Source organism: Arthrobacter sp. 2MCAF14, from assembly GCF_052115645.1.
Classification (GTDB): Bacteria; Actinomycetota; Actinomycetes; order Actinomycetales; family Micrococcaceae; genus Arthrobacter.
Genome location: NZ_JBFRHB010000071.1, coordinates 1 through 11147, shown reverse-complemented (window position 1 = coordinate 11147; position 11147 = coordinate 1). Strand labels below are relative to the sequence as shown.

The following is an 11147-nucleotide window of genomic DNA, read 5'->3' as shown; positions in this document are numbered from 1 at the left end:
GGAGCGGCAATGCCGTGGCCGGAAGGTCCCACGGGAATCGCGACCATGGTCCTGTGGTCCGTTTTCACCATCCTGATGGTGTGGCTGATCCTGCATCCAACGTGGGCGGGCTCGACCGTACTGTCGTTGCACCGCCGGCTGGTGCTCCTCATGGCCGCCGGGGAGTCGGCCATCCGCCGCCGCTGGACCGCGGGCCGTCCGGGGGCCCGGTAGGCGGGAAAGTACCGATCGACCGATTCTATTTATGGGGGAGCGTTGGAAATCAAGAAAGCAGCCGTACAGGCCCTTGAGCGGTGCGTGAACGGTAGCGGGCACGCAGGGACCCGGCTCGAAATCGAACGTGTCGAGAGCAACGGGGAACGATCCGAAAGGACGGTGTCAGCATGACCGAAATGCATCAGCTGATCGGACGCCGACTGCCACAAATCGGGCTGCCTTCGACTATTGGCGGCTCCATCGGTCTGGGTGCCGACGACTCGGTTCGTCGCGTCCTGTTCGTCTACCCGCGGACGGGCGACCCGTTGCGACCAGACTCTCCAGCATGGGCGGCGATTCCAGGCGCGAAGGGGTGCACGGCTGAAGCCTGCTCGTTCCGGGATCTGCGTGACGATTTCGCGGTTCTCGGCCGGGAGGTCATCGGTTGTTCTGTGCAGGGCACGGCCTACCAATCCGAGGCAGCATCTCGCCTACATCTGCCCTACCCCATAGTGAGCGATCAGGACTTCGCGCTCCGAGGGACTCTCGGTTTGAGCACCTTCGAATTCGAGGGAGACGAGCTCTACCGTCGGATCACGTTGTTGGTTGATGGCGGGATCGTAGTTGCCGTCATCGAGCCGGGCCAAGACCCGGGCAGCCAGGTCGAGGACGTCCTCAAAGTGGTTCGACAGATTGGGAGCGGTGCGTGACGCGAATTCTCGTTGTCGGAGGGACACCGGCCTCGGCAGCAAGGGTCATAGAACGGGGATTCGAGCTGTTCGTGGTCGCACGAGCACAAGGACGCCGGTCCGCTGAAGACCTCGATCTCCCTGGAGATGATGAATCCACCGTCCTCGAACGCGTACGCAATGCTCATGAGCAGTCCGCGTGGCCCACGTCGGGGAGGCCTCGATGCCGCTCATCGCACTGGCGCGGGTGGAGATCTTCTCGGCGAAGATCTTTTCGCGCGGGATGCCGTGCGCGGCGAGGGCATCGAGCTGGGACTGGAGTTCCTGGGTCAGGTGGGAGCAGCGGGCGTTAGCTTTGCGGTTTGGCCGTGTCTCGCAGGGGCGTTTGTTTGCCTTTTGTACCGCCTTTATTCGTTGCTCCGGCTTGTGTCTCATGTCAGGTTTGTCCCGTGTTCCTGCATTCCTTCAGTTCCGTTGGATGGGAAGGCTGGGGGCTTTCCGGCAGACCGCTGATCCGGGATGCCATGCCCGTCCTCATCGACGATGATTTCTGCATCGAAGATGCTGATGGCCCGCGGCCGACGGGGGCGATGCACCGCTGGCTTCGAGAGTTCCCGGTCAGCGGGGCGCCGTCGCCGAAGTCATGGCTTACGTACGCGCAGGCCCTCAAGGCCTGGACGGAGTTCCTTGATGACCGCGGTGTTCCGGGACTGGGCGTTCAGCTCGTGGCGTGCGGACAAGAAAGTGAAACATACGCGACTATAGCTTGGCAACGAGTGTCCAAGGCCCATGTTACCGGCCCGGAATGTCTTGGTCGTCTGGGAACGAAACGACAGGAAGGTAGCGGTTCCGGCCCACTCGTCTAATCAACCCGGGCCGAACGAACTCTTCAAGGAGGTCCAAGAGTTCTGCGCGGCTGAGATTCGCGGATACATTTTCGGTATAGGCGTTCCAGAGTTTGATTGATCCAGGCATGTCTCTGAGATCCGCGGCGGTCTCCGGGGCGAGTTTGTCGTGCAAGGACAACAGGTGTGCCACGTCGTGTCGGTTGAGACCAGGAGTGCGCCCGGTGTTATTCCGGTGGTTGAGTTTGATGAAGACGTCCTCAAGAGTCGGTTCTGTCCGATTTTCCGGGTACCGACAGCCGGCGCATACCCAGGGGTTCCGGGCCGAGCGCCGGTCAGCCGGCAGTTTGAAGAGCCGATCGCCTGGAACCGTTTGTGCACCGCAGATCGGGCAGACTCCGGAGTATTTCGCGACGATACCGACCCGCTCGATGAAAGGGCTGCGTTCCTTTGTGCCTTGCGCAGCCGGGGGAAGTGTTCCGGCGGACCGGAGGGCGGCGATCTTTTCTTGTGTCTGCTGGTAGAGATCCTCGTTACCAGGGTGTGGGACGGGCAACCACGCAATGCCCTTCTGGTAGGCGAGGCGTGAGGCAATGTCTTCGGCGGACTTGATGAAGTAGCGCTTCCTTTGTTTCCCGGGTTCTGTGATGTGGAACAAGGCTTTGTGATTCTCTTGGTCATACTCCCAGGTCCATTCCAGGGACCCTTGCTCTGCCAGTTCATCGAGGAAATCTCCCAAGTGCATTTGGCGGTGGATGTGATAGGGCTTCTTTAAGGCCATAGGAGTGCTTTCTGTTCAGAGGACCGGGCACAGATCCGGGAGTGCTCGGCAGGAAGTCGGCATTGGTCAAGATGAAATCTACGGCCACCGTTGGGTCTTCGGTCGTAGCCGGCCTGCGGTGAGCTCAACGAGAGACGAACCCGAGGGAAGTGCCGGGAGACCTCGCCGAACCCTGGGCGTCAGCGTAGTTTGAATACCCGGATCGCGCCGACCGCGAGTGCCAAGATCACGGCGGCTATGCCGAGGCTGGTCGCCACTATGGGGATGGTGTCGGCGATGGTGAGTCCCCCGGACTCGGCGATTGCAGTGGAGCCGAGGTTGAGCGCGCGTGTGTTGATTGCCTGCGGGAGCATGTAGCCGAGTGGGCGAAGTGCGGTGGAGGTGACGGCGGCGACTCCGATGACGCAGCCCAGCAGACACAGTGCGATCGGGGCAGCGAAAGACTTCACCAGCATGGACAGCAGGGACTGAGCCGCGATGAGGGGAAGGGATGCGACGATTGCGATAAGACCGACCAGCGCGAACTGCCATGGGAAAGCGCCGTCGAGGTGAAGCACGAACAGCCCTGAGACTGCTGTGCCGCTGACGAGAACAACCTGCATCAAGGCGACAGGCACGAGGATCACGGTGAGTTTGGCCAGCACGAGTCGGAGGGGCCGAGCGGTGGTAGTGAGCAGGAGGTTCCAATTCGTACCGCGGTGTTCGATGCGCCAGATTGTGGCTGCAAGCAAGCTGACTCCCATCGAATAGAACAGCAGTCCGTAGAACAGGACGACCTGGGAGGTGAACGAAGCCCAGCCGGCATCGAGGGCCTCCGTGTTGTTGGCGAGATTGATGGTTCCGGTGACAACGGCGAGCAGGGGCAGGACGAGGGCGATGATCCAGGTGCTGGATCGCCTGAGCTTGATCAGTTCTGCGTGGAACACGTGTATTACCTTTCGGCGCAGTCGAAGCGTCGTGTGGCCAGAATAAAGGCGGCCCCGACGAGGACGAGGAACCCGAGGATCCAGCCGTAGGGTGCGGTCACGTAGGTCACCCCACCGTCCGACTGGCCGGCATGGGAAATAACGGCGTAGTAGCCCCAGGGGATCAACCTGCTGGCGGCCGAGGGGATGAGAAGTGAGAATACAGCCAGGAACGCACCGAGCATGCCGACGCCGACACTGATCAGTTGGTTCTCCACACTCGCGGCGAGCCAGATGTGTAGCGCACAGAAGGCAACGTCGACCAGGAACAGCAGCGTGGTGTAGGCCATCCAGGGGCCCGGGTCGAGCGGGACGGTGATGCCTGCGAGCATACCGGCGCCCAGGACTAGGAGCGTCTGCAGCCCGATCGCAGGCATCAGCAGCAGGGCCAGTGCTGCGAGTTTTGCCCTGCAGAGCGCGCCTGGCGAGTGTGCGGCGGCGGCGGCGAGAGTCCAGCCTGCACCTGAGTGCTCGATGTCGGTCTGTCTGCTGGCGAGCACCGAGGCGAGGATCGGAGAGGTCATTGCCGCCATCATGGTGTAGCTGAGCAGCAGCGCCGCCCACGGACGTCCTGCTGCATCACTAAGCGTCTCGCGCGTGCCATCTGAGAACAGGGAAGCCGAGCTGAGGGAGGCCACGGCCGCTACGAGCACGAGCAGGAGCGGGATCGTACGGAGCCTGCGCATCTTCCGGAATTCCAGAAGCACGATGCGGGTCACAGCAGGCCCCCGCGGCCGGTGAGGTCCATGAACACGTCTTCCAGGCTCTGCTGGACGCGGCGGACCCCGTGGATGGGCACATCCGCTCTCGCCAGGCGTTTGACCAGATGGGCTGTCTGCTCCTTTTCGATCCCGCCGAGCCGGATGCCCTCGGGCACTGGTATTGCGCCGTCGACGAGGCCGATCGCGGCGACGGGATCGGTGGTTTCGATGATCAGGTCGGGGATGGACTCGTTGAACAGCTGCTCGCGAGTGCCCTGGAAGATCATCCTGCCGTTGGCGAGGATGCCCAATACCGTGGCCATCTTGTCGATTTCGTCGAGCAGGTGGCTGGAGACCATCACGGTAATGCCCTGGCCCGCAAGGTCGATGAGCAGAGTGCGGATCTCCTCGATGCCGGCCGGGTCCAGTCCGTTTGTCGGCTCGTCGAGCACGAGCAGCGCGGGGTCGCGGGCGAGTGCCATCGCAATGCCGAGGCGCTGTTTCATCCCAAGGGAGTAGTTCCTCACGAGCTTGTCCTTGTGCTCGGTCAGACGCACAGTGGACAGGGCTCGGTCGGTCTGTGCGTCGACCAGATCCAGCATGTCCCGGACGATCCGCATGTTCTCAGCACCCGTGAGATGCCCATAGCCCGGCGGAGCCTCGATCATGGAGCCAATGGAGGGTAGCATCTCCCTTCGCGAGGCAGGCGTGAGCGGCTGTCCGAACAGATCGATCTCGCCCTTAGTCGGCTGAGTGAGGCCGAGGAGCATCTTCATGGTCGTGGACTTCCCCGATCCGTTGGGGCCAAGGAATCCGTAGACGGCACCTTGCGGCACGACCAGGTCAACCCCATCAACAGCCGTGTATTGCTTGAAGCGTTTGGTCAGGTCCCTTGTCGCGATGACACTATTCATCGAAGTCTCGTTTCACGCAGCAGCAACATGATTCTCATCATCCCCTTGCGACTCAGAATGCGGATCGTCCCGTGGAGTGAACTTCTGCTCCTACCTTCGCAGGAGGAAGCGGGAGTGCTCGGTCAGGCGCCGGGGACTCTGCCATTGGCCTCGCCGCCGGAGCGCCGGTCCGCCAGCCCTTGCCTGTGGGCCCAGATCACCAGTTGGACGCGGCCACGGACGTCGAGCTTGGTCAGGATATTTCCGACGTGGGTCTTGACGGTGACCTCGGCGATGCAGAGCTCCCGGGCGATCTCGGGATTGGAAGCGCCGGAGACGACGTGTTCGAACACGACCATTTCTCGGTTGGTAAGACCGCTCAGGGCAAAGGAATTGGGCGGCGGTGCAGCCGGGCCGTCGGTGAGCCTGTCGATCAGGCGACGGGTGGTGCTGACCGAGGCGGTGAACGTGCCGCTGTGTGCGGAACGGATGGCGTCGACGAGTTGGTCGGCGGTGCTGTCCTTCAGGATGAATCCGATCGCTCCGGCCTTGAGGATGCGGATGGCGTAGGCGTCGGCGTCGTAGGTGGTCAGCCCGAGAACACGAGTGCCCGGACTGACTGCGTCTGAGATGATGGTCCGTGTTGCCTCGATTCCGTCGAGCACAGGCATTCGGATGTCCATGAGCACCACGTCGGGATGCAGCTCGCGGGCCCGGGTGATCGCCTCTTTGCCTTCCGCAGCGACTCCGACCGTTGTCATGTCCGGCTGTGAGTTCACAATCCGGGTGAACCCGTCGCGGAGGAGCGACTGGTCGTCGACGATGAGAACGGTGATCGAGCGAGGGGAGCCGTTCACGGTTGGCTGTTCCTGGACGTCAGTGGCCAAGCTGTAGCCACCGTGAAGTCATGGCCGGCGGCAATCTGTGCCCGTCCTCCGTGGAGCTCACAGCGCCGACGGATGCCTCCGAGGCCGCGATGTTCTTCCAAGGGCTCGTGCCGTGCGGACTCGTCCAGAGGATTAACGATGGAGACCGTCAGCTCCTCGGCCGTCCAGGCCAGACTCAGCCGTGCGGTGCTCGCGGCTCCGTGACGAAGTGCGTTCGTCAGCGATTCCTGGATGACCCGGTAGACGGCAAGGCTCATTCCAGGGGTGAGGGAGGATGCCTTCCCCGTTTGCGTCAGATCGACTTTCAGACCAACCGGCGCGAAACTCGCGATGAGGTCCTCGAGTTCCTCGATGCCGGGGGTCGGATGCGTGTCTGGCCCCGCATCCGGGGAGAGCAGGCCGCGGACTTCCTGGAGAGCTGCGCGGCTGGTGGATGAGATATTGGCGAAGAGCTCCGCCATTTCCCGGTTCGGGGCTATGACTCGGCCACTTTCCGCCTGCACGACCACGCCGGTGAGCGTGTGCGCAAGGACGTCATGCATGTCATCACTGATGCGCTCTCGCTCTTCGAACACGGCGAGCCGCGCACGAACCTCGGCGTCGCGCTCAACGAGGATGCGACGCTGCTCCAGGTCGCGAAGCGCACCCACCTTGCGCCGTTCGAGAAGGCCGATAGCCCACGCGGCGATGACGCTGACCGAGACCAGAGCTGCCGGCAGCACGATTGAAAGAAGATCGCGTGCGTCCTGAGCGCTAGACACAAGCACGGCAACGAAGACTGCGCCAAGGAGCAGCCCTGCGCTGCGCAGTCTCTCCGACGCGTGCACTGCAACTGAGTAAACGGCTACCAAAAGAATGAGATCACCGGGCAGCAGCAGCCCTGTGTCAACCTCGAAGTGAGCGACGGAGATCGCCGTCGCAAGGACTGCGAACACCACTGGCGCGGACCTTCGCAGAACGAGGAATACAGCCATCGCAGATGACCAGAGCCAGTCCGGCTGGCCTATAAACCCCATCCCCGCACACACGAAAACGCCGCAGCCGGCGACGAGTGCATCGGTGCGCCGCCATGTCCCCCCAAGTTGTGACATGGGTTCATTCTAATGGCGCGCGATCGCGCTCCGGGCAGATGCCGCCCCTGGCTGCGAGACCTCCTTCCAAGGTTGCAATACGAGCAGTGGAGCCACCTGCACTCATGGTGGGAGGGCCACGGCAAAGATCCCCAGGAAGCATGATGTGGGCCCCAACTCGCGTTCCTAGGCTGAGAGCATCTCGAGGATCTCGGATCGAAGGACGAAGGAATCAAACAGAAGCCTTCATTCGACGAGAGGAATCCTTCCCCTGACCCCCGCACAACGTGCGACCGCCCACGATTCGCAGAAAGGAGGAAAGAACATGACCAACACCCTTGAACAGCAGGAACTCGGAGCAATCGTCAGCCCGCAGTGGGACGTCGATGCCCGCGCGACTGACGGCAGTACTCCGTCGCTGCAGGCGCAGATCGACTCGGAGTTCGAACGGATCGTGAGCCCCTACATGGCCAGCAGCGGCTGGATCTGTACGCTCACCATCGAATGCGGCACGTTCATCTGTGCGTGCCGATAGCGCCTCTTCGACGGACGGTTCAGGTTTCGATGCCTGAGCCGTCCGTTGTTGTCTACAAGAAAGGCTGGTTACCCGATGCTCTCCCGGAACGATATGGTTTCGCTGGCCCAGGCAAGTTCCCTCCACGAACGCATTCCCCATGGCCATCGACTTTCAGATCATGGTCCCGTAGCAGTCAACGACTGGCGAAGCCGGGCCCTGATCGAGCCAGAGGCGTTCGGGTGCTACCTGGATGAACACTCGCTGGACGCGGAAGACCTGGGGGATCTCCTCTCAGGTGTGCCTTGGACTCCACAGCGCGGAGCGTTGGGTTGGCTCGCCGACGTCCATGGATGGCTCCTGCCTCCGGGGTCGGCCGCGCGAACCTACGTGCCCGGAGACGGAGGGCTCGTCGTCGAAGGGACCCTCCTGGGAGGACTTCCCGTTCCGGGGCTGCTGTTCGATGTCGTCGGCGCGCAGGGCGAGCATCTTGACCGCTGGCCTTGGCTTGGCGATATCGCGCGGACAAGCCTTCTCGACGGGCTGGCCGGGCAGCTCGCGACACTATCGCTGCGCTGCCTGCTCTCCGAGCTCGCCCGAGATTCCTCCGCAGGTGCCTATAACCGGCTGAATACGACGCTGTCAGAGCCAAGCTCACGCATGGGCTTTTACGCGAAGTACCCTGTCTTGGCGCGCGATCTCACCGTCTGCATCGCGAACTGGCGGACGCAGGTCGAGCGGGTTCTCGGACGGCTCATCGACGACGAGGAAGCACTGTCCGCCAGTGGACTGCTACCGCACGGCGCCGGCTCTCTGCAGGGAGCGGACCTCGGCTCGGGCGACAGCCACGATGGAGGCCAGTCCGTGGCAGTCCTCCGATTCGCGCACGGTCAAAGGCTGGTCTACAAGTCCCGCGACTGCGGCGTCTTCGCCGTCTACTGTAGGGTTGTCGATGTCCTCAACGAAGCGCTCCCCGTGGGTGCGCGCCTTTTTGCTCCGTCCGCACTGGTCCGGGACAGGTACGGCTGGGTCGAGTTCATCGATCATGATCCCTCGGGTGCACTGGACCGGAGGACATATCTGCGTCGGCTCGGCTCATTACTGGCCGTCGCCCACATCCTCGGCGCATCCGACCTGCACTTTGAGAACGTCATCGCCTCGGCCCGTGGACCGGTGCCGATAGACCTCGAAACACTCGTCCAGAACCGGAGCCACACGGCCGCCAGCACGGTCGCAGCGCAGAAGGCGATCCAGCGTTTAAATGCGTCGGTGCTGGGAGCCGGAATCCTCCCGGTCCAGCTCACAGCCGGAGAAGGCACCAGCATCGACGTCAGCGTCGCAACAGGCGGGCTCCAGCAAACAACCAAGTACGCGACCGCCCACCAGGTCCTCGACCCCTTCACCGACCACATGCGCATCGAAGCCGTGGAGATGCCCGTCGGCCGCGCCAGGAACCAGCCCGGCGGAATGACCCTCGACCTTGTGCGCGAGCACCGGGCCGAGATCGGCGAGGGCTACAGACAGGCCTACCTTGCAGCACTGGGATCCATCCCGCAGATCCAGTCGATCCTGGCATCTCTGCACGCAATGGAAGTCCGGCACATCGTTCGCGCCACACGTTCATATTCGCTGTTGCTGACCGAGATGAGGCAGCCCGGCCGGCTCCACAGCGGCATCGATCGCGACCACCTCCTGCGCAGCCTCTGGACGCGCATCAACGATCATCCCGGCGATGCGACCCTCATCGGCGCCGAGGAAGAATCGCTCTGGCAGCTCGACATCCCGCTCTTCACTGCCCGCATGAATCAGCGCGGCCTGTTCGCTGGTGGAAGCGAACTGGTCCCGGACTACTTCGAGAAAACCACGATCCAAGATGTCGCCGAGCGGCTGAACGCTCTGAACCCCGAGCTCATGCGCGAGTCTCTCCGCCTGATTGACGAGTCGATCCTCGCCGCCGCACCACAAACCACCACACCTGACACGCCACGGGAACAGAACGCAGCCCACTTTGCACAAGACGAGACCGGGATCCCCGCCCTTGCCCGCGAGCAGGCCGGAGTTCTGGTCGATTCAGCGATACTGGGCGACCGCGACGCAACATGGATCAGCGTCTGCAGCAGCAGTGACAGCAGCGGGCTCGAGTATCGACCTATCGGCCCGACGCTCTACGACGGGCTCGCTGGAATCTGCTTCGCCACAACGTATGCCCACAGTCTCGTCCCCGATCTCGGCCTCGACGACCTCGCGCACCGAACGGCACACGCCGTCGCATCGATCCTCGACGACTGGGCCTACGGAAAGGTGACGCTGCCCATAGGCGCATACAGCGGCGCCGCGGGCCTTCTTTACGCGATCTCCCATTACGACGCGATCCTGGGCGGGAACCGCTACGAGGATCTCCGAGCCAGCGCGATCATGCAGATGGAGACGGTAGTCGGCGATGACACCTACTTCGACATCATGGCCGGGGCCGCCGGCGCATGCGCGGTGATCTCGGCGATGCCCGAAGCCGGCACCCCACAAGGCCGCAAGACCCTGCAAACCATCGCATCCCATCTGATCGACCACAACGTCGTCATCGACGACGGCCAGCTGGCGTGGGAGACCGGGACAGCCAAAGCAAAGCTTGGCGGTTTCTCCCACGGAGCAACCGGGATCGGCTGGGCCCTGGCCCGAACGGCCGCGACACTTGGCGACGACCGCATCGCCGGCGTCGCCACGAAAGCGCTGCACTTCGACGACACAATGTTCCGTCCAGCCAAGCAGCGATGGCTTGACGCCCGGCCCGAGTCGCTCGCCTTGGGCGAGATGTACCCGACACATTGGTGCCACGGCACTTCGGGCATCGCGATGGCGCGCGCCTCCGCGGCCGCGCTCCTCGGCACACCAGAACTTTTGGACCTCGCAATCATCGGCGCCCGGGAGACGACCCGAGATGAGCTTCCACTGGACGACTCACTGTGCCATGGCAGCCTCGGCAACCTGCTCGCTGCACAATCGATCGCAGCACACACAGGAGCCGACATCGGCCTAGACGATTTCCGGAACCGGGCGATCACCCGCATCCACGGCTCGCAGCCGCGCAGCGGGCTCCCACGCGGAATCACCACAGTCAGAGGACTCATGCTCGGAACGGCCGGCTCACTATATGCCGTATGCCACGCCCTGAACCCTGGCATCCCGAACGTCCTCCTTCTCGATGGGCTTACCAAGACGCCGGACAGTGCTTCCGGTGGGAGGCTCCTCGCCAGCAGCACACCGACATGAGGCTTTGGATTGCGGTAAGCTCCGGCCCCGGCAACGCTACGCGATCTGATCCGTGTCTGCACAGGGCGGCGGTCATGGGTGCTATCGGCCTCAGCGCGCTAAGTGGCGGCCGGCGGGGCCGGAGCCTGGGTTTTCTCTGCCTCGCGGTCACTGGCCTGTTCATCCTGGATCCTTCACTTGGTACGAGCATCGGATTTCTCTTGTCGGTCCTGGCCACGCTGGGAATTGTCCTGTTGGCGCGGCCCATCGCTTCCTGGGCTCCAGCGTGGGTGCCTTCCTGGCTAGCGTCCGCCGTTGCCGTCCCCTTGGCCGCCCAACTCTTGTGCAACCCTGTGATCGT

11 protein-coding genes are annotated in these 11147 nt (G+C 63.1%); 5 read left to right on the top strand and 6 right to left on the bottom strand.

The annotated features are described in order from the left end of the window. Positions 1 to 213 (top strand): hypothetical protein (locus AB4074_RS24205; RefSeq protein WP_441415664.1); only part of this gene is annotated, 213 nt, incomplete at its 5' end. A 170-nt stretch (positions 214 to 383) separates the two neighbouring features. Beyond that, on the top strand, positions 384 to 905 hold the full coding sequence (locus tag AB4074_RS24200; protein ID WP_441415663.1) for a peroxiredoxin: 522 nt from the start codon (positions 384 to 386) through the stop codon (positions 903 to 905). 771 nt (positions 906 to 1676) lie between these two features. On the opposite strand, the gene AB4074_RS24195 is transcribed toward AB4074_RS24200, so the two are convergent. The 6 genes from AB4074_RS24195 to AB4074_RS24170 form a co-directional block, all read right to left on the bottom strand. Then, positions 1677 to 2510: a hypothetical protein gene (locus AB4074_RS24195; RefSeq protein ID WP_441415662.1), complete on the bottom strand. Its 834-nt coding sequence runs from the start codon at positions 2508 to 2510 to the stop codon at positions 1677 to 1679. A 179-nt stretch (positions 2511 to 2689) separates the two neighbouring features. Further along, on the bottom strand, positions 2690 to 3436 hold the full coding sequence (locus AB4074_RS24190; RefSeq protein WP_441415661.1) for an ABC transporter permease: 747 nt from the start codon (positions 3434 to 3436) through the stop codon (positions 2690 to 2692). Positions 3437 to 3441: 5 nt separating this feature from the next. Next, entirely contained in the window at positions 3442 to 4194 is a 753-nt protein-coding gene (locus tag AB4074_RS24185; RefSeq protein ID WP_441415660.1) for an ABC transporter permease, read from the bottom strand. Continuing rightward, positions 4191 to 5090 (bottom strand): ABC transporter ATP-binding protein, encoded by a 900-nt coding sequence (locus tag AB4074_RS24180; protein WP_441415659.1) that lies wholly within the window; start codon positions 5088 to 5090, stop codon positions 4191 to 4193. Before AB4074_RS24180 ends, AB4074_RS24185 begins: the two co-directional genes overlap by 4 nt. A 122-nt stretch (positions 5091 to 5212) precedes the next feature. Continuing rightward, positions 5213 to 5926, bottom strand: coding sequence for a response regulator (locus tag AB4074_RS24175; protein WP_441415658.1), 714 nt, complete (start codon positions 5924 to 5926; stop codon positions 5213 to 5215). After that, positions 5923 to 7047, bottom strand: a complete 1125-nt coding sequence (locus tag AB4074_RS24170; RefSeq protein WP_441415657.1) for a sensor histidine kinase — start codon at positions 7045 to 7047, stop codon at positions 5923 to 5925. Before AB4074_RS24170 ends, AB4074_RS24175 begins: the two co-directional genes overlap by 4 nt. A gap of 304 nt (positions 7048 to 7351) precedes the next feature. On the opposite strand from AB4074_RS24170, the gene AB4074_RS24165 reads away from it, so the two are divergent. From AB4074_RS24165 to AB4074_RS24155, 3 genes are all read left to right on the top strand, one after another. Further along, positions 7352 to 7561, top strand: a complete 210-nt coding sequence (locus tag AB4074_RS24165; protein ID WP_441415656.1) for a hypothetical protein — start codon at positions 7352 to 7354, stop codon at positions 7559 to 7561. A gap of 75 nt (positions 7562 to 7636) precedes the next feature. Beyond that, positions 7637 to 10807: a type 2 lanthipeptide synthetase LanM gene (gene lanM, locus AB4074_RS24160; protein ID WP_441415655.1), complete on the top strand. Its 3171-nt coding sequence runs from the start codon at positions 7637 to 7639 to the stop codon at positions 10805 to 10807. A 74-nt stretch (positions 10808 to 10881) separates the two neighbouring features. Then, positions 10882 to 11147, top strand: a 266-nt coding sequence (locus tag AB4074_RS24155) for a ComEC/Rec2 family competence protein (protein ID WP_441415654.1), incomplete at its 3' end; no start/stop codon positions are given.